The 24,010-nt window shown below is 48.3% G+C and carries 29 protein-coding genes; 15 read left to right on the top strand and 14 right to left on the bottom strand.

Annotated elements, in window-relative coordinates; translation table 11 throughout:
* Positions 1-6: 6 nt before the first annotated feature.
* Both rplM and zapE read right to left on the bottom strand, forming a co-directional pair.
* Positions 7-435, bottom strand: a complete 429-nt coding sequence (rplM, locus tag SHEWANA3_RS03645) for a 50S ribosomal protein L13 (RefSeq protein ID WP_011073682.1) — start codon at positions 433-435, stop codon at positions 7-9.
* A 296-nt stretch (positions 436-731) separates the two neighbouring features.
* Complete coding sequence (zapE, locus tag SHEWANA3_RS03640) at positions 732-1,844, bottom strand: cell division protein ZapE (RefSeq protein WP_041412544.1); 1,113 nt, start codon at positions 1,842-1,844, stop codon at positions 732-734.
* 456 nt (positions 1,845-2,300) lie between these two features.
* Here zapE and degQ point away from each other — a divergent pair, with 456 nt between their 5' ends.
* Together degQ and degS are read left to right on the top strand one after the other, a co-directional pair.
* Positions 2,301-3,653 carry a Do family serine endopeptidase DegQ gene (gene degQ / locus SHEWANA3_RS03635; RefSeq protein WP_011624007.1) on the top strand — a complete coding sequence of 451 codons (1,353 nt, stop codon included), beginning with the start codon at positions 2,301-2,303 and terminating at the stop codon, positions 3,651-3,653.
* 125 nt (positions 3,654-3,778) lie between these two features.
* Positions 3,779-4,861 carry an outer membrane-stress sensor serine endopeptidase DegS gene (degS, locus tag SHEWANA3_RS03630; protein WP_011715859.1) on the top strand — a complete coding sequence of 361 codons (1,083 nt, stop codon included), beginning with the start codon at positions 3,779-3,781 and terminating at the stop codon, positions 4,859-4,861.
* 165 nt (positions 4,862-5,026) lie between these two features.
* Here the strand turns inward: degS and SHEWANA3_RS03625 are convergent, their stop codons facing one another.
* The 3 genes from SHEWANA3_RS03625 to SHEWANA3_RS03615 are packed head-to-tail and all read right to left on the bottom strand — an operon-like array spanning position 5,027 to position 6,762.
* Positions 5,027-5,467, bottom strand: a complete 441-nt coding sequence (locus tag SHEWANA3_RS03625) for a PaaI family thioesterase (protein ID WP_011715858.1) — start codon at positions 5,465-5,467, stop codon at positions 5,027-5,029.
* 33 nt (positions 5,468-5,500) lie between these two features.
* Entirely contained in the window at positions 5,501-5,905 is a 405-nt protein-coding gene (locus SHEWANA3_RS03620; protein ID WP_011715857.1) for a hypothetical protein, read from the bottom strand.
* Positions 5,902-6,762 carry an alpha/beta fold hydrolase gene (locus SHEWANA3_RS03615; protein WP_011715856.1) on the bottom strand — a complete coding sequence of 287 codons (861 nt, stop codon included), beginning with the start codon at positions 6,760-6,762 and terminating at the stop codon, positions 5,902-5,904. Before SHEWANA3_RS03615 ends, SHEWANA3_RS03620 begins: the two co-directional genes overlap by 4 nt.
* A gap of 80 nt (positions 6,763-6,842) precedes the next feature.
* Here SHEWANA3_RS03615 and SHEWANA3_RS03610 point away from each other — a divergent pair, with 80 nt between their 5' ends.
* Entirely contained in the window at positions 6,843-7,421 is a 579-nt protein-coding gene (locus SHEWANA3_RS03610; RefSeq protein WP_011715855.1) for a TetR family transcriptional regulator, read from the top strand.
* A 99-nt stretch (positions 7,422-7,520) separates the two neighbouring features.
* Here SHEWANA3_RS03610 and murA read toward each other — a convergent pair whose 3' ends face one another.
* The 7 genes from murA to mlaF are packed head-to-tail and all read right to left on the bottom strand — an operon-like array spanning position 7,521 to position 12,144.
* Complete coding sequence (gene murA, locus SHEWANA3_RS03605; RefSeq protein ID WP_011621482.1) at positions 7,521-8,780, bottom strand: UDP-N-acetylglucosamine 1-carboxyvinyltransferase; 1,260 nt, start codon at positions 8,778-8,780, stop codon at positions 7,521-7,523.
* A gap of 12 nt (positions 8,781-8,792) precedes the next feature.
* Entirely contained in the window at positions 8,793-9,044 is a 252-nt protein-coding gene (locus SHEWANA3_RS03600; protein WP_011621481.1) for a BolA family protein, read from the bottom strand.
* Between the two features lie 16 nt (positions 9,045-9,060).
* On the bottom strand, positions 9,061-9,345 hold the full coding sequence (locus SHEWANA3_RS03595) for an STAS domain-containing protein (RefSeq protein ID WP_011715854.1): 285 nt from the start codon (positions 9,343-9,345) through the stop codon (positions 9,061-9,063).
* 5 nt (positions 9,346-9,350) lie between these two features.
* Entirely contained in the window at positions 9,351-10,004 is a 654-nt protein-coding gene (locus tag SHEWANA3_RS03590) for an ABC transporter substrate-binding protein (protein ID WP_011715853.1), read from the bottom strand.
* Positions 10,005-10,015: 11 nt separating this feature from the next.
* Positions 10,016-10,489, bottom strand: coding sequence for an outer membrane lipid asymmetry maintenance protein MlaD (gene mlaD / locus SHEWANA3_RS03585; RefSeq protein ID WP_011715852.1), 474 nt, complete (start codon positions 10,487-10,489; stop codon positions 10,016-10,018).
* A gap of 54 nt (positions 10,490-10,543) precedes the next feature.
* The gene (mlaE, locus tag SHEWANA3_RS03580; RefSeq protein ID WP_011715851.1) at positions 10,544-11,329 is read right to left on the bottom strand and encodes a lipid asymmetry maintenance ABC transporter permease subunit MlaE; all 786 of its coding nucleotides are present in this window, start codon (positions 11,327-11,329) and stop codon (positions 10,544-10,546) included.
* Complete coding sequence (mlaF, locus tag SHEWANA3_RS03575) at positions 11,326-12,144, bottom strand: phospholipid ABC transporter ATP-binding protein MlaF (RefSeq protein ID WP_011715850.1); 819 nt, start codon at positions 12,142-12,144, stop codon at positions 11,326-11,328. Before mlaF ends, mlaE begins: the two co-directional genes overlap by 4 nt.
* 562 nt (positions 12,145-12,706) lie before the next feature.
* Here mlaF and SHEWANA3_RS03570 point away from each other — a divergent pair.
* From SHEWANA3_RS03570 to mgtE, 11 genes are all read left to right on the top strand, one after another.
* On the top strand, positions 12,707-13,684 hold the full coding sequence (locus SHEWANA3_RS03570; RefSeq protein ID WP_011715849.1) for a KpsF/GutQ family sugar-phosphate isomerase: 978 nt from the start codon (positions 12,707-12,709) through the stop codon (positions 13,682-13,684).
* On the top strand, positions 13,684-14,235 hold the full coding sequence (gene kdsC / locus SHEWANA3_RS03565; protein WP_011715848.1) for a 3-deoxy-manno-octulosonate-8-phosphatase KdsC: 552 nt from the start codon (positions 13,684-13,686) through the stop codon (positions 14,233-14,235). Before SHEWANA3_RS03570 ends, kdsC begins: the two co-directional genes overlap by 1 nt.
* Complete coding sequence (gene lptC, locus SHEWANA3_RS03560; RefSeq protein WP_011715847.1) at positions 14,232-14,792, top strand: LPS export ABC transporter periplasmic protein LptC; 561 nt, start codon at positions 14,232-14,234, stop codon at positions 14,790-14,792. The genes kdsC and lptC overlap by 4 nt, the downstream gene beginning before the upstream one ends.
* Positions 14,779-15,330 (top strand): lipopolysaccharide transport periplasmic protein LptA, encoded by a 552-nt coding sequence (lptA, locus tag SHEWANA3_RS03555; protein ID WP_011715846.1) that lies wholly within the window; start codon positions 14,779-14,781, stop codon positions 15,328-15,330. The genes lptC and lptA overlap by 14 nt, the downstream gene beginning before the upstream one ends.
* Entirely contained in the window at positions 15,327-16,058 is a 732-nt protein-coding gene (gene lptB, locus SHEWANA3_RS03550; protein WP_011621471.1) for an LPS export ABC transporter ATP-binding protein, read from the top strand. The genes lptA and lptB overlap by 4 nt, the downstream gene beginning before the upstream one ends.
* 105 nt (positions 16,059-16,163) lie before the next feature.
* Positions 16,164-17,639 carry an RNA polymerase factor sigma-54 gene (locus tag SHEWANA3_RS03545; protein WP_011715845.1) on the top strand — a complete coding sequence of 492 codons (1,476 nt, stop codon included), beginning with the start codon at positions 16,164-16,166 and terminating at the stop codon, positions 17,637-17,639.
* A 28-nt stretch (positions 17,640-17,667) separates the two neighbouring features.
* Positions 17,668-17,955: a ribosome hibernation promoting factor gene (gene hpf / locus SHEWANA3_RS03540; protein WP_007650503.1), complete on the top strand. Its 288-nt coding sequence runs from the start codon at positions 17,668-17,670 to the stop codon at positions 17,953-17,955.
* Between the two features lie 2 nt (positions 17,956-17,957).
* The gene (gene ptsN, locus SHEWANA3_RS03535; RefSeq protein ID WP_011621469.1) at positions 17,958-18,401 is read left to right on the top strand and encodes a PTS IIA-like nitrogen regulatory protein PtsN; all 444 of its coding nucleotides are present in this window, start codon (positions 17,958-17,960) and stop codon (positions 18,399-18,401) included.
* The gene (gene rapZ, locus SHEWANA3_RS03530; protein ID WP_011073702.1) at positions 18,398-19,252 is read left to right on the top strand and encodes an RNase adapter RapZ; all 855 of its coding nucleotides are present in this window, start codon (positions 18,398-18,400) and stop codon (positions 19,250-19,252) included. The genes ptsN and rapZ overlap by 4 nt, the downstream gene beginning before the upstream one ends.
* A complete protein-coding gene (locus SHEWANA3_RS03525) occupies positions 19,239-19,514 on the top strand; it encodes an HPr family phosphocarrier protein (RefSeq protein ID WP_011627201.1) in 276 nt (91 codons plus the stop codon). Before rapZ ends, SHEWANA3_RS03525 begins: the two co-directional genes overlap by 14 nt.
* Before the next feature lie 212 nt (positions 19,515-19,726).
* Entirely contained in the window at positions 19,727-21,091 is a 1,365-nt protein-coding gene (mgtE, locus tag SHEWANA3_RS03520; RefSeq protein WP_011715844.1) for a magnesium transporter, read from the top strand.
* 74 nt (positions 21,092-21,165) lie between these two features.
* On the opposite strand, the gene SHEWANA3_RS03515 is transcribed toward mgtE, so the two are convergent.
* On the bottom strand, positions 21,166-21,993 hold the full coding sequence (locus SHEWANA3_RS03515; protein ID WP_011715843.1) for a molybdate ABC transporter substrate-binding protein: 828 nt from the start codon (positions 21,991-21,993) through the stop codon (positions 21,166-21,168).
* A 239-nt stretch (positions 21,994-22,232) separates the two neighbouring features.
* Positions 22,233-22,925, bottom strand: coding sequence for an OmpA family protein (locus SHEWANA3_RS03510; protein WP_011715842.1), 693 nt, complete (start codon positions 22,923-22,925; stop codon positions 22,233-22,235).
* Positions 22,926-23,580: 655 nt separating this feature from the next.
* On the opposite strand from SHEWANA3_RS03510, the gene SHEWANA3_RS03500 reads away from it, so the two are divergent.
* Positions 23,581-23,814 carry a transposase gene (locus SHEWANA3_RS03500; protein ID WP_011621463.1) on the top strand — a complete coding sequence of 78 codons (234 nt, stop codon included), beginning with the start codon at positions 23,581-23,583 and terminating at the stop codon, positions 23,812-23,814.
* Positions 23,815-24,010 lie beyond the last annotated feature (196 nt).

Here is a 24,010-nt window from a genome sequence, read left to right as displayed (position 1 = left end):
TCCCGTTTAGATATCAAGAACTTGAGGTTGTTGTGCAGCGTGGTTATGTTCTGCGCCAGCGTAAACTTTCAGTTTACGGAACATGGCACGGCCCAGAGGACCTTTTGGTAACATACCCTTAACTGCTTTCTCGATGATCATTTCTGGCTTGTGAGCTTGCAGCTTTTCAAAGCTGATTTGCTTGATGCCACCAGGGAAGCCTGAGTGCGAGTAGTACGTCTTGCCTTGCGCTTTGTTACCAGTAACAGTAACTTTCTCAGCGTTGATAACGATGATGTAATCACCAGTGTCAACGTGAGGAGTGTATTCTGGCTTGTGCTTACCGCGTAAACGCAGAGCGATTTCGGTAGCGATACGACCTAAAGTTTTGCCGTCAGCATCAACGACGAACCAGTCACGAGTTACAGTTTCTGGTGTAGCAGTAAAAGTCTTCATTATTACAAAAACCCAAAGTTAATTTCTGTCTCACATGTTGCCTACAATGGTAAACAACACAAAATTGCCTTTCAGTACCCCTTCGAGTACTTAACTCGGCGTACAACTTCCACCTAATTTGGTGGAGTAACGTGGGCAGGTGGCGGATTATAGACAAACGTGAGCTAAAAATCACCTGATATTTTGACAAAAATCATAAAAAATCGATCTGTGAGGCTGATTTTCACTGGGATGGATGAGCCATAGGAGGTTTGCCTAAAAAACGCGCTAACCTCCAATGATTGGCACTCGCTAACCTAAGGTAAATGCTCTGATTTTAAGTAATCGTGGGATTGCATTTCGATTAAGCGAGAGCGACAGCGTCTAAATTCAAAACTCAATAAACCATCGGCGTAAATCTCTTCCAGCGGCACCTGCGCGGAAACAATCAACTTAACGTTGCGCTCGTAAAACTCATCCACCATGGCTAAAAAACGTCTGGCGATATCATCCCCCGTTAAAAATGCGCCCATTTGTTCGATACCACTCACCAACACGGTATGATAAATCCGCGCCAACTCCATATAATCGCGCTGACTTCGTGGCCCATCGCATAAGGCCCTGAAATCCGCGAGTAACACGCCTTGCGCCTGTTGACGAATGCTGATTGCGCGCCCTTCGATTTCAATCGCATCGGTTGAAATTTCAGCCTCGGGGGCTAACTGCCGGAAATAACGCAGCAGATTAGTATCGGCCTCTTCATCGAGTGGATGGTGATAAATCTCTGCCTGTTCGAGAGTACGCAGACGATAGTCGATGCCCGAATCTACATTGAGTACTTCACAATGCTGATTGATCAAGGCGATCGCGGGGAGGAATCGTGCCCGTTGCAATCCGTTTTTATACAAATCATCGGGAATAATGTTTGAAGTAGCGACTAAGACCACGCCTTCTTTAAAGAGGGCTTGGAATAAGGTGCCAAGTAGCATGGCATCTGTGATATCAGAGACAAAAAACTCATCAAAACAAATGACTCGGTATTTAGCCGCCATTTGTTTGGCAATCACTAACAAAGGATCGCGAGTGCCTTTGAGCGCATCCAGATCCAAATGCAGTTGATGCATAAAACGGTGAAAGTGCGCCCTTAGTTTTTGATTACCTGGCAGCGCATCAAAAAAAGTGTCCATCAGGTAGGTTTTGCCGCGACCGACACCGCCCCACAGATACAACCCCTTAGGCGCGACAGGCGCAGACTTAAGGCCAAAGGAGGTCAATAACTTGCCTAATAGTGAGCTTGGCGCTTCGGCAGCGGTTAAATCTTCGTAGACGCGTTGCAGTGCCTTTACGGCCATTTCCTGCGCGGGATCATGGGAAAAACCATCACGAGTAAGATCTTTTTGGTAATGCTGCCAAGGGCTTAACTGGGGCACGTTATAATTCTCTTTTATCCTTTGGAAAAACTGCGTCGATATTACCACGGCCACTCTGATGCGGCATATATTTATCCCCTAACAAGCAAAAGGACGCTGAATTCCATATTTCGGCACTCGGCGACAACAAAGCAAGATTAAGCGTGAAAGGATAAAAACTTATTTATAAAGCACTATGCTGTTAACTTATTTCATTCGATGATTGAAACATTTTAAGACTTGAAAAAGGCCTTAAAAGCCCACAGGTTTCACTTAAGTTACAGCCCATAAAATGCTGATAAAATAACCGTTAAGATATTAACCTTTGTTAATATTGATGAACTTTTTCAATGAGGTGCGTGTCCGAATGGTTACCTAGGCAAATAGCCGGTACCGATACAGATTCGATCTGGTGCGGACACAACTCACGACGCATTACATCCAGATCCTTGATCCCTTATTTGGAGTTATGAATAGATGAAAACGAAACTATCTGTACTTTCAGCCGCAATGTTAGCCGCAACTCTGACAATGATGCCCGCTGTCTCACAGGCCGCTATTCCGCAATCTGTTGAGGGTCAATCCATTCCAAGTCTTGCGCCTATGTTAGAGCGCACGACGCCCGCCGTGGTTTCCGTGGCGGTATCTGGCACGCACGTCTCCAAACAACGTGTACCCGATGTGTTCCGTTATTTCTTCGGCCCCAATGCACCGCAGGAACAAGTGCAAGAACGTCCTTTTAGAGGCTTAGGCTCAGGTGTGATTATCGACGCAGATAAAGGTTATATCGTCACCAACAACCATGTGATCGACGGTGCCGATGATATCCAGGTCGGTCTGCACGATGGCCGCGAAGTCAAAGCCAAGCTGATTGGTACCGACTCAGAGTCCGACATTGCCTTGCTGCAAATTGAAGCGAAAAATCTAGTCGCGATCAAGACCTCTGATTCTGATGAACTACGTGTGGGTGACTTTGCAGTAGCCATCGGTAACCCCTTTGGTTTGGGTCAAACCGTCACCTCAGGGATCGTCAGCGCCCTAGGCCGTAGCGGTTTAGGCATTGAAATGCTTGAAAACTTTATCCAAACCGACGCAGCGATTAACAGCGGCAACTCGGGTGGTGCGCTGGTTAACCTGAAAGGTGAACTGATCGGTATTAACACCGCCATCGTAGCCCCAGGCGGTGGTAACGTAGGTATCGGTTTTGCGATCCCTGCCAATATGGTGAAAAACCTCGTGGCACAAATTGCCGAGCACGGTGAAGTTCGCCGTGGCGTGCTGGGGATTTCGGGACGCGACTTGGATAGCCAACTCGCCCAAGGTTTTGGTTTAGATACCCAGCACGGTGGTTTTGTGAATGAAGTCACCGCGGGCAGCGCCGCTGAAAAAGCCGGCATCAAGGCGGGTGATATTATCGTCAGCGTCGATGGCCGTGCGATTAAATCCTTCCAAGAGCTACGTGCGAAAGTCGCGACTATGGGCGCGGGTGCCAAGGTTGAACTAGGACTTATCCGCGATGGCGATAAGAAAACCGTGAATGTCACCTTAGGTGAAGCAAGCCAAACCACTGAAAAAGCAGCAGGTGCTGTGCACCCAATGCTACAAGGTGCCTCGCTAGAAAACGCTTCGAAAGGGGTGGAAATTACTGAGGTGGCACAAGGCTCACCTGCGGCAATGAGTGGCTTACAAAAAGGCGATGTGATTGTCGGCATTAACCGTTCGGCGGTGAAAGATCTGAAATCACTCAAGGAGCAGCTCAAAGATCAAGAAGGCGCTGTCGCCCTGAAGATCCTCCGTGGTAAGAGCTTGTTGTACTTAGTGCTGCGTTAATCGGTACGCCGCTCTGATCTTTATCCAATTATCAGATGCGGATCAGCATAGGGAACGCGGGTTCCCTATGCTTTAACTTGTTAAACATGTTAATCTAACTCACCTTTTTCAATACTTAGCCTGCCATGACAATAAAAGAAACCCTGTTATATCTCGGTAAAGCCGTGCTCTTCGGCCTTATCATGGCGGCCATGTTTTTGTTAGTTACACACTACTTCGACAATAAGAATCTCGGCAGCTCGTTACTGCAAAACCGGGGTAATAACACGGTCGAACTCTCCTTTGCTAAGGCCGTACGCCGCGCCGCTCCTGCCGTAGTCAATATTTATAGCTTAAGTATTGATCAGAACCGTCCGCTAAACTCTGGCTCCCTCCAAGGCCTAGGCTCAGGGGTGATCATGAGCAAAGAAGGCTATATTCTCACGAATTATCATGTGATTAAAAAAGCTGATGAAATTGTGGTCGCCCTGCAGGATGGCCGCAAATTCACCTCGGAAGTCGTCGGTTTTGATCCAGAAACCGATCTTTCAGTGCTTAAGATCGAAGGCGATAATCTTCCTACGGTGCCAGTCAATCTCGACAGCCCACCGCAGGTTGGGGATGTGGTATTAGCGATTGGTAACCCTTATAACCTCGGCCAAACCATTACCCAAGGCATTATCAGCGCCACGGGTCGTAACGGCTTAAGTTCTGGTTATTTAGACTTCTTACAGACAGATGCTGCAATTAACGCCGGTAACTCAGGCGGCGCCTTAATCGACACTAACGGTAGCCTGATTGGTATCAACACCGCCGCCTTCCAAGTGGGCGGTGAAGGTGGCGGCCACGGGATTAACTTCGCGATCCCGATTAAACTGGCCCACAGCATTATGGGTAAACTGATTAAAAATGGTCGAGTGATCCGTGGTGCCTTAGGGATATCTGGCGAACCGATTAACCCTGTTGTGGCGCAAATCCTCAACCTACCCGATTTACGTGGGGTATTAGTCACAGGCGTCGATCCTAATGGCCCTGCGGCACGGGCGCATCTACAACCAAGGGATGTGATCATCAAATACGATGGCGAAGATGTGCCAGGGGTCGAAATGCTGATGGATAGAATTGCCGAAACTACGCCCGGCAAGAAAATCATGATGACGGTTATCCGCCAAGGCAAAGAGCAAGTATTGCCGGTGATTATCGATGAAAAGGTCGTCGTCGATAATTAAGCTCAGTAAGCTACCTTGATTAATCTCAGAATGAGGCATGTATAGAACCTCATTCTGAGCCATCCTAAAATCACCTATTACTTCATCCCTCAATTAGCAAAGCTATTTATCTCGCACTGCAATTTTTAACTGACTTTGCTCAAACAGTGACTCTTGTTATCGCTTTTAAAAGTTTGGCCTCTTGATAAAACAAGTGGCAGAACCGCTCGCAAGTAACTTCCCCTCACTGTTTCGAATCGTGCCTTCGGCAATACCCAGCGAGCGAGAAATATGTGTCACTTTCGCTTCAGCAATAAGCTGCTCATTCATGGGGACAGGTCTCATCATTTTAACGGCTAAATCCACAGTCCCGTAGCTAACACCGGCTTCTAGCAGGCTATGTACAGCGCATCCGGTGACAGAATCCAATATCGTTGCAGCAAACCCTCCGTGTACGCCTCCCATAGGATTACAATGTTGTTCCGTTGCACAGCAACCCAATACAACCGCGCCGGAGCTCACTTGAAGATTAAACATACCCATAGTGTCAAAAATCGTTGGAGGTGGTATGTCGCCGTTGATGATAGCGCTTAAATGTTCCAATCCGCTGAGATGAGAGATATTCAATTTTTATCCTTGTAATAAATAATGCAGAGTGAATTAACGAGCAACAATACGAAGCGAATTTTTATAAAGCAGCAAGATGTAACCAATTAATATGCATCCCATTATTGCTTCTAAAGCGATAAACAAATGGATTTTCATCGCAATGCTATTTATCGGAGCGTAGTTGTAATGCCCAAGCGTAAGTATGTTGCATACTCCGTAAACGATAAGAATTGCGGCGCCTATATGATGATGCCCTTTTTTAATCACGTAGAATCCTAACGGCGCCAGAGGTGTCATAACAAACCAAAAGAGATCAACAAGCTTAGGATTTAACCAGTTTGGTTCAGGGTAATGGGCAAAAAAAAGTATGTTATCGACGTAATGCAGAACACTGCTCAAAAACGTAGCAATCAGTATCCATTTGAGGGGAATTAACCATGGTCTCGATGTGCTCATATTGCTTTATTTTCCTTATTAATCGCCGTGAACCAATCTAAACTGGCTTGCCATAGAGGAATCGCGTTTTTACGGAAGTACCCCATATGCCCAATCTTGCCGCCTAAGATCTTTGGAGAGAGATCAAGACGGGTTAATGGCGCATTACTGTAGTGCTGAATAAACGCATCTCGCGATTCAGGCATAGCCCAAAGATCATCTAGCGCATTGGCTGCAACCATAGGGGTCTGTACCGATTGGAAGAGTTTTTCAATTCCATCCATGGTGGGATCATCAAAAAAGTAATGACGAAAACGACACCAGTGCCGCCATTGCTTAAACACGTTTTTTGGCAGATCTTCGCCCATTCCCAATAGGTTCCAAGCGCAGTATCCCTTCCACCACGTTAGGAGCGGCAGAACGATATTCCACATCGTTAGTACTTTAGCTTGTTCAAACAAGGGCATATAACCATGCCACCCCGCGCCTGTACCAAATATATAAGCACCTGTGACTTTTTGATGATTTGGCAGTAAACCAAATGCATGACCACCATAGGAATGGCCAACAATAAAGAGTGGGGCGTCATCTTTACTCATAAACTGGACTGCGGCAGCGAGATCTTGTTTACCCCAGTCGAGAAGGTTCATTTCAAAACCCTCTAGCGTTTCAGGTTTGGATTGTCCTATTCCACGGTAATCAAAGGTTAATGTTTCAAATCCTTGTTCACTTGCAAATTGAGCAAAGCGGCGATAAAACGCCTGCGGCACACCAGTCGCCCCCGCAACAATGACTCGACCTTGCATAGCCTTTTCTGTGCAAAACAGCTGGCCACGGAGTAAATAATGATCTTCCGTGTAAAACGATGTTGAGATCATAGCGCTCACTAATTATAACGAGTGTCTTAATGTGTTTTTGATGCTAGCCTATAACAACTGTTATAACAAGTGGGATTTTCATGGGCACAATCTCTAATGAGGGTCGTCAGCGGGTCATTGAAGCCGCCGCAATCATGCTTGCTTCAAGCGGTTTACGAGCCATAAGCATTCGTGAAGTGGTCAAGTTTTCAGGTACTCCGCTTGGTTCCGCGTATCACAACTTCCCCGGAGGAAAACAGCAGATAATTACTGAAGCCATTATTTGGGCAGGTACTCAAGCATCCGCGCAACTCAGTGCTTGTCTTGATAAAGATCGAAACAACGGCATTAATTTGTTTTTATCACTGTGGCGCCAACGTCTTGTTGGTTCACAATATCGTCATGGCTGTCCGATTGTTGCAGCAGCGATAGAACTGCCAGAAGAGGATGAAGCTTCAGAAATAAAAGCGGCAGTAGCACGGGTATTCAGTGATTGGCAATCATTATTAGCTCAACACTTTGAGTCATTAGGTCACACAAAGGCCTCAGCCAATGCCATGGCACTTAGCATTATTGCCTGCATTGAAGGCGCGGTTGTAATGTGTCGGGGATACCAAAGCATTGAACCCTTCGATACTATTTTGGAATGTATTCCTAAATTAGTTGAGAGGACTCTCTAACTTACTCTTACTTATTCCCCTGTCTTTTCAGCTGAATGAATACAATAAAAAAACCAGCACTTGGCTGGTTTTTTATTGGGAGCGAATCCTACGCGAATGTTATTGCACACGCTCTACATGCGCGCCCAATCCTTGGAACTTCTGCTCGATATGCTCATAACCGCGATCTAAGTGATAGATGCGATCGACGATGGTTTTACCATCGGCGACTAAACCTGCGATCACTAAACTTGCCGAAGCGCGTAAATCGGTCGCCATCACCTGCGCACCACTCAAAGACTCAATGCCTTGAATAATGCAGGTATTGCCTTCAAGCTCCATGTTCGCGCCCATACGGATAAGTTCTGGCACGTGCATAAAGCGGTTTTCGAAGATGGTTTCGGTAATGGTCGCCGTGCCCTGGGCTAATACGTTGAGCACGCAGAACTGCGCCTGCATATCGGTTGGAAAACCTGGGTATGGCGCCGTCTTGATATTTACCGCTTTCGGACGCTTGCCTTCCATATCGAGCTCAATCCAATCTTCACCAGTGGTGATCTTGGCGCCCGCATCTTCAAGTTTCGCGATAACAGACTCTAACGAAGCAGGATCGGCCTTTAAGCAACGGATACGACCACGGGTCACAGCTGCGGCCACGAGGAAGGAACCGGTTTCGATACGGTCTGGCATCACGCGGTACTCACAGCCCTGTAGACGCTCAACGCCTTGAATACGCAGTGTGGCACTGCCAACACCGGTGATCTTCGCGCCCATGGCAATCAAACAGTTAGCCAAGTCGATCACTTCTGGTTCACGGGCTGCGTTTTCAATCACGGTTTCGCCATCGGCAAGTGCCGCGGCCATCAACAGGTTTTCGGTCGCTCCGACGCTCACCATGTCCATAAAAATATGGGCGCCCTTTAAGCGACCATCGACACGGGCCTTGATATAGCCTTCTTTCACTTCAATCTTGGCGCCCATCATTTCGAGGCCATGTAAGTGAAGGTTTACTGGACGGGCACCAATGGCGCAGCCACCGGGTAATGACACATCTGCGGTGCCATAACGGGCTAATAACGGGCCAAGGATCAGAATCGAGGCACGCATGGTCTTAACGAGATCGTAAGGTGCGCAGAACTCGTTAAGGTTCTTGGTCGAAATACGGATTTGACCATTGCCTAATTCATCCACATCGGCGCCTAGGCAGCGCAGCAATTTACAGCTGGTGCTCACATCGCGCAAATTGGGGACATTCGACACAATAAAATCAGTCTCGGCTAACACGCCTGCCATCAGAATCGGCAGCGCAGCATTTTTAGCGCCGGAAATAATCACATCACCAGCAAGCGGAGGGCTTGCTTGAATCGCTAATTTATCCACTTTTCCTCACTACTAGCTGTTGAAAATTTTCTCGCGTTTCCATTGAGTCGGCGTGAAAGTTTTAATCGTTAATGCATGTAACTCACCGCTGGCGATATAGCTCATCAGGGGTGCATAAATGGCTTGTTGTTGTTTTACACGGCTCATGCCGTCAAAACATTCACCGACGGCGATCACTTTGTAGTGGCTGCCATCGGAGCTGGCGTGCACTTCATCGAGTGCTAACGCGTCACGTAAAATCTGTTCTATTAAGCTGCATTCCATGAAATTCGTTACCTTTTCAATTCGCTTCTTCGGTGAAGAAGGACTGTAAATCATATAAATCGATTAATTTTTTTAGCTGATCCGACGCTGAGCACAACTGCAATGGCGTGCCATGCTGACGCACTAACGCCAGCAAAAATGCCACGCCAGCACTGTCGCTGTACTCCAGCTCAGTGAGCGACAACATTTGGGTATCTTGGCTTAACAGGCTCTGCCTTTGCGGCCAAAGTGCGACCACTTGCTCCTGTGATAAACGCCCTTTGAGGTGGCAAATTTTACCCTGTTGCACAAATTCAACCACGGCGCTTACTTCCCTGCTTTAGACTGTTTAGTCACTTTGTCTTTGGTGCGCTCTTCCAGCATCTTGATCACGGCATCAATTCCCTGTTGGCGGATAAGATTCGAGATTTCAGATTGCTTAGAGGACAGCAAACTCACGCCTTCGGCAACTAAGTCAAACGCCTTCCAAGAGTCATCCTTAAGGCGACGCACTTTAAACAACAGCTTAATCGGCGGACGACCCGCTTCGATAATCTGTACGTTGACATCGACAATCTTCTCATTGCTGAAATCACTACCGGGAGAAAACTCCACTTTTTGGTTAGTGTATTCGGTAAACGCTTGGGCATAGGTTGAGACTAGGTAGCCTTCGAAGGCATCGACGAAGCGATTGCGCTGATCTTCGGTAGACTCTTTTAAATACTGGCCTAACACTTTGTATGAGGCGTATTTATAGTCGATATAAGGCATCAACTCTTCGCGCACAATCACTTTTAAATGATCCGCATCGGCGTCGATCAAGGCTTTATCTTGATGAAAGCGGTCGAAGGTTTTGTTGGCAACGGATTTCACCATGGCGTACGGGTCCATAGTGTTAATCGGTGCATCATCCGCCAGTGCGGTCGTTGCGGTAAATATCCATACTAACGGCAGTAAAAAGCGCGATAAGCGTTTCAACATAGCGGTAACCCCTATTTATCCTTTGAACCCATACTATATAAGAACTGACCAATCAGATCTTCTAACACTAATGCGGAGCGAGTATCGTCAATCTTGTCGCCATCCTTAAGCATACTCACGTCATCATCGACAAAGCCCGGTGTTAATCCGAGGAACTGCTCACCGAGTAAACCTGAAGTTAAAATAGCTAAGCTACTGGTTTCAGGGAATTTATCGAAACGCTTGTCCATTACAATCGTCACCACAGCCACCAGTTTGACTGGGTCTAAATCTATCTTACTCACGCGGCCAACCACTACGCCGCCGACCTTGACCGGAGAGCGTACCTTTAAGCCACCGATATTGGTGAAGTTGGCGGTGAGGGTATAGCTGCTGTCGCTGGTCTGCACTTCGATATTGGCGACTTTAAACACCAACACCAAAAAGGCCGCTAAGCCCGTTAAGAGAAACATACCCACTAATAATTCAATTTTTCGTGTCAACATGCTCAGTTACCACTCTGTTAATCCGTCTATCTGTATCCTTGGCGCTGCAATCCGTTAGCGGCCAAACATCAGGGCTGTTAGTAAAAAGTCCAATGCCAGTACGGCGAGGCTCGATTGCACCACGGTTGAGGTGGTTGCACGGCTGATCCCTTCCGGATTCGGCACCACTTGATAACCACGGTATAAGGCAATCCAAGTCACCACCACGGCAAACACGCCGCTCTTAATCAGGCAGTTCACTATGTCTTGGCGCCATTCGACCGAGGCTTGCAGAATCGACCAGAAGGCCCCGCCATCGATGCCTTTCCATTCCACACCCACTAAATGGCCGCCATAAATGCCTACCGCAGTAAACATCAGCGCCAATAACGGCATGCTGATCACCCCCGCCCAAAAGCGTGGCGCAATGATTTGCCTAAGTGGGTCAATCGCCATCATCTCTAAGCTGGATAACTGCTCTGTACTCTTCATCAGACCGATTTCGGCGGTCAGCGCCGAACCAGCGCGGCCAGCGAATAATAATGCTGTGACCACAGGACCGAGTTCACGTAGTAAGCTTAAGGCCACCATGGGGCCTAAGCTCTCCTCAGTACCGAAACCAACTAAGATGTTGTAGCCCTGCAGCGCCAACACCATGCCGATAAACAGGCCCGAGACCACAATAATGACCATAGATTGTACGCCGACCACATAGATTTGGCGCACTAATAATGGAAAACCTTTACGCACCCGAGGCCAGCGAAAAATCGCGCCCCAGAGCATCAGGCCCGCACGGCCAAAACCGAGCACTAAATCGATAGCGCTGCGGCCGAGGTCGGCAATACTGTCGAATAACTTCACTTGCCAGCTCCTTTAGCCATTAATTCTTGCTGATAATCCTTCGCCGGATAGTGGAAAGGCACAGGGCCGTCGGGCGCGCCTTGAATAAACTGTTTGAGCTGCGGATTGTCCGCATGCTTTAACTCCTCAGGCGTGCCATGGGCAATCACTCTTTTATCGGCCACCACATACACATAATCTGCAATTCCGAGCACTTCATCCACATCGTGGGACACGACAATCGAGGTCAGATTCAACGCATCGGAGAGTTCACGGATAAGCTTCACCAGCACGCCCATGGAAATCGGGTCTTGTCCGGCAAAAGGCTCATCGTACATCACCATTTCAGGCTCAAGGGCGATCGCCCGAGCAAGGGCGGCGCGGCGCTGCATCCCACCGGATAACTCACTTGGCATCATCTGCGCGGCGCCGCGCAGACCAACGGCTTCGAGCTTCATTAATACGATTGAGCGAATAATCTCTTCAGGTAAACCCGAGTGCTCACGCAGCGCAAAGGCAACGTTATCGAAGACGTTGATATCGGTGAATAAGGCGCCACTTTGAAACAACATGCTCATGCGCTTACGCAGTTCGAATAATTGGCTACGACTCGCGGCATGCACATCCTGACCATCGAACAACACTTGGCCGCTATCGGGCGTTAATTGGCCACCGATAAGCTTGAGCAAAGTGGTTTTACCTATACCACTGGGGCCCATAATGGCGGTGACTTTGCCCCGAGGGATAGACAGGCTAATATCTTCATATATGACACGCTGGCCACGGCTGAAGCCCAAATGACGGATCTCAACCAACGGCGTTTGTTCTTGAGTCATGCTTGATTCCGATATTTGAAAAGAGGTGGCCTACGCTTCCTGCCCAGACCAATCGAAGAGCCGCAAATTGTACGTAATTGCGCTTTAACCTACAACAGAATCGACACTATCGTCCTGCGATACTTTCAATTTGCCTCATTTCCAGCGAGAATGCGCCCTAAGTTTTCGCTCTGTGAAGCTAAAGTGTTACTTAATGTTTTCGCCCTTGTTGATAAATCAGCAAGTTTGTTTAGTTAAGGCTAATAAGATAAGCGAAATCACACTGAACTAGGCAAGACAACTTAACTCAAAAGCCATATTGAATGTCAAACTGGTTATCATGGCGGCCATAGCCATAAAAGTGGCAGCGCTAAAACAACCAAGACGATGATTTTGCTCAAGGCATTCAATCGCTAAACGGGTTATCCTGCCCCATTGCCGCCAACCCTATAGGCAAGGGCAGAACAATAAAACGCTACTCCGAGTAAGAAGCCGTTAATTTTATCATCTTTATCGCGTACCAAATTGTGCTATTCCAATCCCAGAACGGGGCGACAAAGACAATGCAAGAAGAGAGATAGACATGGTAGACCAATCACAATTGCGCCAGTGGGGCTGTAAAGTCATCGATATTGAAAAATCGGCCCTCGACAATCTTTATCAATATGTCGATTCCGTTGAATTTGCCCAAGCCTGCGAGTTAATTCTCAACTGCACCGGCAAAGTGATAGTGATGGGGATGGGGAAATCAGGCCACATTGGCAATAAAATCTCGGCCACCCTCGCCAGCACAGGCACCCCAGCGTTTTTTGTCCACCCCGGCGAAGCCAGCCATGGTGACCTAGGCGTGCTTTCGGACAATGATGTAATTCTTGCGATTTCAAACTCGGGCGAGTCGAGCGAAATCCTCGCGCTGATGCCGGTCATTCAACGTAAAGCCATTCCCGTGATTGCCATGACAGGCAAGCCAGAATCCACCATGGCGCGTCTCTCTAAAATTCATTTATGTATTGAGGTGCCAGAGGAAGCCTGTCCGCTTGGGCTGGCGCCAACTTCAAGCACCACGGCAACCTTAGTCATGGGCGATGCCATCGCCATTGCGCTGCTGCAAGCTAAAGGCTTTACCCGGGAAGATTTCGCCATGTCCCATCCGGGCGGCGCCTTAGGTCGTAAGCTGCTGCTAAAAGTCAGCAACGTGATGCACAGCGGTGATGATTTACCTTTGGTTAAACACGATATCTGCATTACCGATGCCCTGTATGAGATCTCCAAGAAAGGCTTGGGCATGACTGCGGTTATCGATGAGCAAAACAAACTCGTGGGTATCTTTACCGACGGCGATCTGCGCCGGGTTATCGACGCCCAAGTCAACCTTCGCACTACGCCGATTGCCGATGTGATGACGCGAAACTGTGTCACAATTACTGAAAACGTTTTAGCGGCGCAGGCGCTGCAAGTGATGGATTCCAAAAATATCAACGGCCTGATAGTGATAGATAAAGAACATCATCCTGTCGGAGCCCTCAATATGCTCGATATGGTTAAAGCGGGAGTGATTTAATGCCACAGCAAGGTTTTTACGGCCCCATCAGCGACGATGTTTGGCAAAGGGCGCAAAAAATTAAACTGCTGATCTGCGATGTGGACGGAGTGTTTTCCGACGGCCGCATTTATTTGAGCAACGCAGGGGAAGAGCTCAAAGCCTTTCACACCCGCGATGGTTATGGCGTGCGTTCATTACTGACCAGTGGTTTTAATCTGGCGGTTATCACTGGCCGTCAGTCTAAAATTGTCGAAAACCGCATGACGGCGCTGGGTGTGACGCATATTTATCAGGGCGTGGATAATAAATTCGTGCCCTATGAAGAGCTGCTGTCGCTCTACAATGTCACCCCAGAAGAAGTCGCCTATATCGGTGATGATATTGTCGACCTGCCGGTGATGAATGTGGTTGGCCTTGCCGTCTGCGTCGCCGATGGGCATCCCTATGTCCGCCAACACGCCCATTTTGTGACTCACTTAAATGGTGGACATGGCGCACTCAGGGAACTCACGGATCTGCTCTTATTGAGCCAAAATAAGTTCACCTCCGCCCATGGGATGAGCATATGAGTCGTGTGACCCTCGCCATTATCGCCTTTTTTGGTACTGCGCTGGTGCTATATTGGCAAGTGCAGCAAAAACGTGGTGGCGATACGGATGACAGCTTGAACGTCAGCGACAGACCCGATTACATTATCGAAGATCTGCGCAGCATTGAGTTTAATGAGCAAGGGCAAGTTAACAGTCGCGTCACGGCAAAGCACATGGAACACTATGAGCTGAAAAACCAAACCGACTTTACTGAGCCCGTCTATCTTGTCTATCCCGACCAAGGTAAAGCAAAATGGCAGATCCGAGCCGATCAAGGTCGACTCAATAAAGATACCGGCAAGGTTGTATTAGAAAATAATGTTATTATCGATGCCATCAGCCCTGGTGAACCCATACAGACATTGTCCACCAGTTTTTTAGAACTCGATCTCAACACTATGATAATGACCTCTGACCGCATCATTTACGTCACAGGGAAAGATTTTAATATTCAAGGGCAAGGCCTTTATGCCGACCTTAACGCGCAGGAAGTGCAATTGACCAGTCAGGTAGTAGGAACCTATGAAGCAAAATAACATATTACTTGCCGGCCTAATGCTAATCACCAGCATGAGCGCCTTCGCCAAGGTCGGTGACTTACAGCAAGAAGTGAAAATTAAAGCCGTTAGCCAAACTGCGGACATTAAAAACAACCAGATCATTTTCTTCGGTCCGGTTGAAGTCACCCAAGGCTCGATTAAAATCCATGCAGATCAACTACGTGCATTCTCTGCCGAAGGGGAAAACAGCAAGATTTTAGTGGCAACGGGTAACCCTGCAACTTACAGCCAAATTCTCGACGATGGACGCCCAGCGTCGGCTAGCGCCAAAGAAATTCGCTACGAAATGGCGACCCGCACCCTGACCTTAACAGGCTCAGCAACCCTAGACCAAGCGGGTAGCCAAGTGACGGGTAACCTCATCCGTTACGATATTATTCAGCAGAAACTGATCGCTGAAAGCACGGGTAGCGGTGATGATCGCGTGATTACTATTATTCAACCTGACAACTATCAGGAAGAGATCAAGAACCAGCCCGCGGACAAACCTGTGAAAAAACAGGACTCTAAATGACCCAAATCACCTTAAAAGCACAAAATCTCGCTAAGAGTTATAAGAGTCGTCAGGTTGTGAAAGATGTCAGCCTGACGGTGAAAACGGGTCAAGTCGTCGGCCTACTCGGCCCAAACGGCGCGGGTAAAACCACCACCTTTTACATGGTCGTGGGCTTAGTCAAAAGCGATAAAGGCCATATCTTTATCGACGATGATGATTTAACCGCCGATCCCATGCACCTGCGCGCCCGCAAAGGCATTGGTTACCTGCCACAGGAAGCCAGTATCTTTCGCAAGCTGACCGTGCACGACAATATCATGGCGGTACTGCAAACCCGTAAAGAGCTCAATCGCGACCAACGCGAAGAAGAGCTGGAACATCTGCTCGAAGAGTTCCATATCACCCATATTCGCGATAGCCAAGGCATGTCGTTATCGGGCGGTGAACGTCGCCGCGTCGAAATTGCCCGCGCCTTAGCGGCCAATCCTAAGTTTATTCTGCTCGATGAACCCTTCGCCGGTGTCGACCCGATTTCGGTTATCGATATCAAGAAAATCATCGAACAACTTAAGAGTCGAGGCCTTGGGGTACTGATCACAGACCACAATGTGCGCGAAACCTTAGACGTCTGTGAACATGCCTACATTGTCAGTCACGGAAACCTGATTGCCGAAGGAACTCCCGCAGAGATCTTAGACAATCAGCAAGTTAGGGCTGTGTACTTAGGTGAACAATTCAGGCTATAGTTACTTAAACAGAGCCAATTAGCCTTGAATTTTGGCTTATCAGCGCCATCAATATGATAACAAGCGGCCTAAATTCAAAATAATAACGTAGGGATCAGCGGTAACATGAAAGCGTCACTCCAGCTCAAACTGGGTCAACAGTTAACCATGACGCCACAACTTCAACAGGCCATTCGTCTGTTGCAACTGTCGTCATTGGAACTGCAGCAAGAGATCCAGCAAGCCTTAGACTCTAATCCTCTTCTTGAGCTGGAAGAGGAGCAATTCGACGCGCCTACCGAACGTAAGCAAGATATCGCCGATACCGACTTTAGCGAAACGACAGCTCAGCCACAGGAACAAGATAATTCCACCGTGGACATTGCCGAGTCGTTGACCAAAGAATCCCTGCCCGAAGAACTACCCATGGACACCACTTGGGATGAAGTCTTTACCGCATCGCCAAACTCAGGTTCTGGCGCCAGCCGTGAAGATGACATGCCCTTCCAAGGGGAAACCAGTGAAGGCCTGTACGAACATTTAGAATGGCAGAAAAACCTCACGCCCTTCTCTGAAACCGATTTAGCTATTGCCACCGCGATTATTGATGCCATCGACGATCAAGGTTATCTGACTCAAAGTACTGAAGATATCCTCGAGGCCATGGGCAATCCTGAGATCGAGCTGGATGAAGTCGAAGCCGTACTCAAGCGCATTCAACACTTCGATCCCGTCGGTGTCGCCGCAAGGGATTTAAGCGAATGTCTGCTTATCCAACTCTCTCACTTTGCGCTGGATACCCCACACCTCGAAAACGCCCGCATGTTGATCAAAGACCATTTAGATCTGATCGCCGCCCGCGACTTTAGATTGTTGATGCGTAAGACCAAACTCAAAGAGGACGAGTTAAGGGAAAGCATAGCGCTGATCCAAACCTTAAATCCTCGCCCCGGTTTGCTCATCACTCCTGTTGATGAAGAATATGTCATCCCCGATGTATCAGTGTCGAAGAAAAATGGTCGCTGGGTGGTCGAGTTAAATCCAGACTGCATGCCAAAAATCAATGTTAATCAGCAATATGCAGCCATGGCGCGCAGTACCAAAAGCCAAGCCGATAGCCAATTTATCCGCGGGCACCTGCAAGAAGCCAAGTGGTTTATCAAAAGCCTTGAAAGCCGTAACGAAACACTGCTCAAGGTGGCAAACTGCATAGTGCAATATCAACAGGGCTTCTTCGAATACGGTGAAGAAGCCATGAAACCTATGGTCCTAAACGATATCGCCGAGGCGGTAGAGATGCATGAGTCCACCATTTCACGGGTGACCACACAAAAATACATGCATACCCCAAAGGGACTTTTTGAACTAAAATATTTCTTCTCAAGCCACGTCGGGACTGATGATGGCGGTGAGTGCTCATCCACGGCAATCAGAGCCTTCATTAAGAAACTGGTTGCAGCGGAAAACCAGAAAAAACCATTAAGCGACAGCAAGATGGCGCAACTTCTGGCAGAACAGGGAATTAACGTTGCGCGCAGAACCATTGCGAAGTACCGAGAGGCGATGCTTATTCCCCCTTCCAATCAGCGTAAAAGTTTATAGCCTAAAGTGGAAATCGGAGGACGTTTATATGCAAATAAACCTGAGTGGACACCATATCGAGATTACTGAATCGTTACGGGCTTATGTTGAGGAAAAGTTTTCAAAACTTGAACGTCATTTCGAACAGATCAATAATGTGCACGTTGTGCTCAATGTTGAGAAAATGCAACAAATTGCCGAAGCGAGAATCAACCTCACCGGTGGTGAAGTCTTCGCGACTTCAGAGCATGCAGATATGTATGCTGCCATAGACGTCCTGATCGACAAGCTTGATCGTCAGGTTATTAAACACAAAGAGAAGTTAACAAAACACTAGCAATGGAACTTCGTACCATACTGCGGCCGGAATGCACGACCTGCGCCACTCCGGGCAGTAAGAAAAAGGTACTGGAACTTATCAGCGACTTAGCCGCTGCCCAGTACCCCACCCTCTCATCTCAAGAGATCTTCGAAAGCCTAGTGGCGCGCGAAAAGATGGGGAGCACAGGTATAGGTAACGGCATCGCCATTCCACATGGTCGATTAACCGATATAACACAACCCATAGCCATATTGGTGAAATGTGAGGAGCCGATAGCCTTTGATGCTATCGATAAACAACCTGTCGACATTTTATTTGCGCTGCTGGTGCCTGCTGACCAATGTCAACAGCACTTAAGCACTTTGTCCTGCATGGCAGAAAAGCTCAGCGACAAACAAATATTGAAGCAATTGCGCAAGACGCATGATGAAACGGAACTCTATCAGGTAATCACTGGATGAAACTGGTCATAGTGTCAGGGCGCTCAGGCTCGGGCAAATCGGTCGCACTAAGAGTGCTTGAAGATCTCGGCTACTATTGTGTCGATAATCTTCCTTTGCCGCTGATTGGCAGCTTACTCGAACAGCTCAAGGGCAGTAACGATCTCGTCGCCATCAGCGTCGACGTGCGTAACCTGCCGGAGCAAGACAAGGTACTCGTCAAACAGCTCGCAAGCCTGCCAGAGGGCACTGAACTTACCAGCTTTTTCTTAAATTCCAGCGATAAAGTACTGTTAAAGCGCTACAGCGAGACTCGGCGCTTACATCCCTTATCTAAGAGCCGAGTATCGCTGCAGGAAGCCATTAAGCTTGAAGGCAAATTGCTCGAGCCACTGTCACAGCAAATGGATCACTACATAGATACCTCGAATCTGAATATCTATGAACTGAGCGACCAAGTACGGCAAATCCTGCTTGGAAGTGTCGATAAGGAACTGGTGATCAACTTCGAGTCCTTCGGTTTTAAGCATGGTATGCCAACCGAAGCCGACTTTATGTTCGATGTGCGCTTTTTACCCAATCCCCATTGGGAACCTGAGCTGCGCCCCCTCACCGGCTTAGATGAACCTGTGGCAGAGTTTTTAAATCGCCAGCCACTGGTCAATAAGTTCATCTGGCAAATCGAGAATTTACTCGAAACTTGGTTGCCCCACTTAGAGCGTAATAACCGCAGCTATCTGACCATAGCCATCGGCTGTACCGGCGGTCAACACAGATCGGTTTACGTGGCCGAGCAACTGGCTAAACGCTTTAGCAACGGCAAACACAAAGTGAATGCCCGCCATCGAGAGTTAAGTCATGCCAAAGCTTGAGCGCCAAGTCACCATCTGCAATAAACTCGGCTTACATGCCCGCGCCGCCACTAAGCTCGTGGTGCTTGCGTCTGAGTTTGATGCCAGCATTACGCTGATCCAAGGTGAAAAACAGGCCTCTGCCGCCAGTGTTTTAGGGCTACTGATGCTAGAAACCGGCATGGGTAAAACCATTACCCTGATTGCCGAAGGCCCAGATGCCGAGCCCGCGCTCAATGCCATTTGCGCGCTTATTGACGCTAAGTTCGACGAAGCCTGTTAATCGTATCGACATCTCATCTCGATGATCCCTGCCGTTATTCAGTACCCTGTTTGGTTTTGATTTCAGCACCTTATACCAGTAAAACACATTTGTGACTCGACGCCCTCCCGTGCACTCAATTACAATATACTGCTGCGCTTTGGCTTAAGTCCTTTGGCTTAAGTCCTCAACAGCCAAACGTCCCTATCCACCGTCGCCACCTTGGAGGAAACATGCCTGTAGAAGCCTCAGACAGCTTACAAGTCGAACAACGTCTCGACCAACTGAGCCATGCCCTCAATAGCGGTATGTTTGTGCATGTCAGGCAAATGCTGCAAAACATGGCGGCGTCGGATATCGCATTGATTTTAGAGTCCTCGCCCCCTAAAGCGCGGCAAGTGCTATGGCAACTTATCGATCAAGATCAGCTCGGGGATATTCTCGATGAACTCAGTGAAGAGCTAAAAGATCCGTTGATCCGCGCCATGAGCCCTGAACGGGTCGCCAAGGCCACCGCCAGTATGGATACGGACGATCTCGCTTATATCCTGCGAAGCTTGCCGGATACCGTCTATAAGCAAGTATTGCAGTCTATGAGCCTGCAAAACCGCCAGCGGGTCGAGCAGGCGCTCTCCTACCCCGATGAAACCGCGGGCAGCCTAATGAACACAGATACAGTGACCTTAAGGCCCGATGTGAATATCGATGTGGTACTGCGTTATTTGCGCCAACGGGGCAATCTGCCCGACACCACTGACACCTTATATGTGGTGGATAAACACGATCGCGTACTCGGCGGGGTTAAACTTGCGGATCTGCTCACCTGCGATCCCAATACTCATATCAGCAGCATTATCGATACCGATATCGAGAGCATTCCCGTGGGCATGTCCGACAGCGAAGTAGCACAGCTGTTCGAGCGCCATGACTGGGTATCTGCGCCAGTGGTCGACAGTGATGGCAAGTTACTCGGGCGTATCACCATCGATGACGTGGTGGATGTTATCCGTGAAGACGCCGAGCACTCCATGATGGGGATGGCGGGGATGGACGACGATGAAGACACCTTCGCCCCTGTGGTAAAGAGTACTTTACGCCGCTCACTCTGGCTGACGATTAACCTGTTTGCCGCCCTGCTGGCGGCCTCTGTCAGCAATATGTTTGAAGGCACAATCGAACAATTCGCCACGATTGCGATTTTAATGACGATTGTACCGAGCATGGGCGGGGTCGCGGGTAATCAAACCTTAGCCCTAGTGATCCGTGGGATTGCCTTGGGCCATATTGGCCAGAGTAACGCCCGCTGGCTGATTGGCAAAGAACTCGCCATTGGCTTTTTGAACGGCCTAATGTGGTCGATTTTGGTGTTTATCGCGGTATTAGTTTGGAAAGATGATATGGCGCTTGCCAGCCTGATTGGCGGTGCAATGCTCATCAATATGACTGTCGCAGGACTGGCTGGCGCCAGTATTCCGCTGATCTTAAAGCGTTTAAAAGTAGATCCGGCGTTAGCGGGCGGTATGGTGCTTACCACAGTCACCGATGTTATTGGCTTATTTGCCTTCCTAGGATTAGCGACCCTGTATTTAATGCACTAGCACAGGCCTAAGCCTTGCTAAAACGAGCAACAAAAATGGCGCCATAGGGCGCCATTTTTAATAGACGATTAGCACTATTTTTTAGGCGGCTGAAAGCCATAGCCCGTTAAAATCGCTTGTCCATCAGGGGATAAAATAAACTCGGCCAGAGGCGCGGCCGCACTATTGGCATCCTTTAACACCAATAGGCCATAGTCGGCGCCAACGGCTAACTCTGGCGGTAAATCGACAATCTTGAGGCTAGGCACTTCTTTTTGTGCCAGCACCGCATTGGTGCAATAGGTTAAGAATACGTCCGCCAGCTTATTTTCCATCACCCAAGCATAGGGATTGCGATCTTTGGGTGGTTTAGCACTCTCTGGCCCACCCGTTAGCTGCAAGGCTTTGGTTTCTAATGTGGTTTTTGCATTAGCTTTTAAAGCCTCGGCTTTCGCAAACACTGCCCAAGCATAATCCCCCGCGGGATCGGCTTTTGGAGTTGACGTACCAAGCTTAATTTGCGGCGCGAGCAGGGTGTCTAATAAGTTCGCACTGGTGAGTGGTACATCCGCCAGGGCAATGGCACAGAGCTGGTTACGGGCAAACATTTGCACCTGTTGACCCGCTCCCGCATCGACTAAGGCCTGCGGGTGTTTCATATTCGCCGAAGCGAAAATATCCACTCGCTCACCCTCTTGGATCCGCTTGAGTAATAAGCCCGAAGGCGCATATTGCGCCGCGACTTTAGCGTCGGATTTCGCTTGATAAGCGGCAATAATATCGTTCATCGCCGCCTTTAAACTGCCTGCAGCCCTGAGTTCAATAGGGGTTGTCACCTCAGCGCTCGTTGGCGCGCCTTGTACCATTCCCGCCATCAATGTCGACCCTAAACTGATTGCTAACACTAAACCCTGTTTTGCCATGCTGTTATCTCCGTTTGCACAGGAAAATGTCCTAGTGCATACAAGACGGCAAAACCTTTAGCGGATCAAGTATTACCGCTGCTGGATAAATTCAAATCGGGACGATTGTGGCCAAGATCACTTAAGTTGTTTAGGTGAATGGACAAATTGTCCCCGAATGCAAAATGTTGCCTAATGCAAAGAATCAGCGAGTGCAGAGAGTAAAAAGTCGCCCGTAGGCGACTCTTATTTTATGGAAATTATTGCCCCGTTGGGGTTAACACAATTTCCACTCGACGGTTTTGCGCGCGACCTGCGGCATTCGCATTCGATGCGATAGGACTCGCCTCACCCATGCCCTTAGATTTAACGCGAGCAGAAGCCACGCCTTTGCTCATCAGGTAGTTGCCCACTTCGCTGGCGCGGACTTGTGATAAACGTAGGTTGTAAGAATCTGAGCCGCTGCTGTCGGTGTAACCTAATACGTTCAGTTGAGTCTTGCTGTATTCCTTGGCCACCAGCGCCACTGAGTTAAGTACGCGTTTAGCGCCATCACTCAGCTCAGTTTGGTCGACACCAAAGGTCACTTCGTTTGGCATATTGAGAACAATATTGTCACCGTCGCGGGTCACACTCACGCCTGTCGAGGCCAGTTGTTGGCGCAGTTTGGTTTCTTGCACATCCATGTAGTAACCAATACCACCACCGACGGCGGCGCCTGAGGCGGCACCAATTAAAGCACCTTTACCACGGTCGCTCTTGCTAGAGGACGCAACCCCAACAGCCGCGCCGGCAACCGCACCAATTAAGGCGCCCGTCGTTGCTTTTGCCGTTTGTTGCTCATTGGTATAGGGATTGACTGTAGAACAGCCAGACGCAATCAAGGCGCCTGTCACCACAACAATCGCAAGCTTAGATGCTGGCAGTGATTTGATCAGAGAAGGCTTCATCATTTATGACCTCATAACATGATTGATGATGGTATTTGCCCGCCAAAAGGCAAAGGGCGTGGCAAGTCGCCAAAGGACACCATAAAAAATCGCAGTATATAAGCATTCTCTTTTGAGACAATCTTTAATCGCTTCTTTGCTCAGTTTATGACTGATCCAATCGAAAACAACACTAAATAAAAACATCTTAAGATCATCTGTACAACATTTAGAGTAAAAGCACTGAAATAGTGCAAGCTGCACCGTTTCAGACATGGCTTAAAAAAGTCACCGTTTGAAACATTTTAATAAGTTTATGATTTTTAATATAAATATAAATTTATAAATGTTGGCACGGATTTTACATACTAATAAATAGGTAGAAGAGCAGAGGCGCTCAAAGCCACTCACTCAACACCTTATGTAAGCTGTTTGACATCAATGGACGTTAATCTAAGTGCCCGTTGTGAGGCATGTAATCGAAGCACAATCCCTAAGTGGATTGAGGAGAATAGAGATGAAACATCTGATGAAACTTATTAGTCATTGTCGCCACGAATGGTTGTCCCTGCGCCACCTAGGACATAGCCAGTGGGATATAGAACAGCGTCATTAATCACCAAGGAAAGCACCGAAAGAACCAGCAAGCAGACAGAACATAGAGTAAGAGGGATAACCCATGGGAATCGCCAATCATAGTCTTAAACCTGACGTTATTTTTGAAGTGAAAGTCAAAGGCAGATTACTCTCTGATGTCGCACGACAGTACGGTATTTCGGCTAAAGCGGTTTACCAATGGGTAAGGGAAAGTGAGCAACAGCCGCAGCAAAGGGAGTGCGCTTTAATCTCTGAAATTGCGCAGTTGCAGAAACGTATTAAACAGCTAAACAGTGAATTACGCACTATAGGTTGAGGTAACCTCGCCCAGTGCCCTTATCGACAAGGCCGGACCCCATTGCATATTGCCCTGTAGGTCTAACGCGGTATGAAAGTTGTGCTAAAAACAATAATAACAGCGCCCTTTTACGTCCGGCCTTGTCATCCAATAAATAGAATGCGTGATCAATAACAGTTTAGACAGGGTCGGATGGGTATCTATTATCGCTCCC

This window comes from Shewanella sp. ANA-3 (assembly GCF_000203935.1).
Lineage (GTDB): Bacteria > Pseudomonadota > Gammaproteobacteria > Enterobacterales > Shewanellaceae > Shewanella.
Note: the sequence above shows the minus strand (reverse complement) of the source record. Positions and strands in the feature narration are given on the sequence as shown.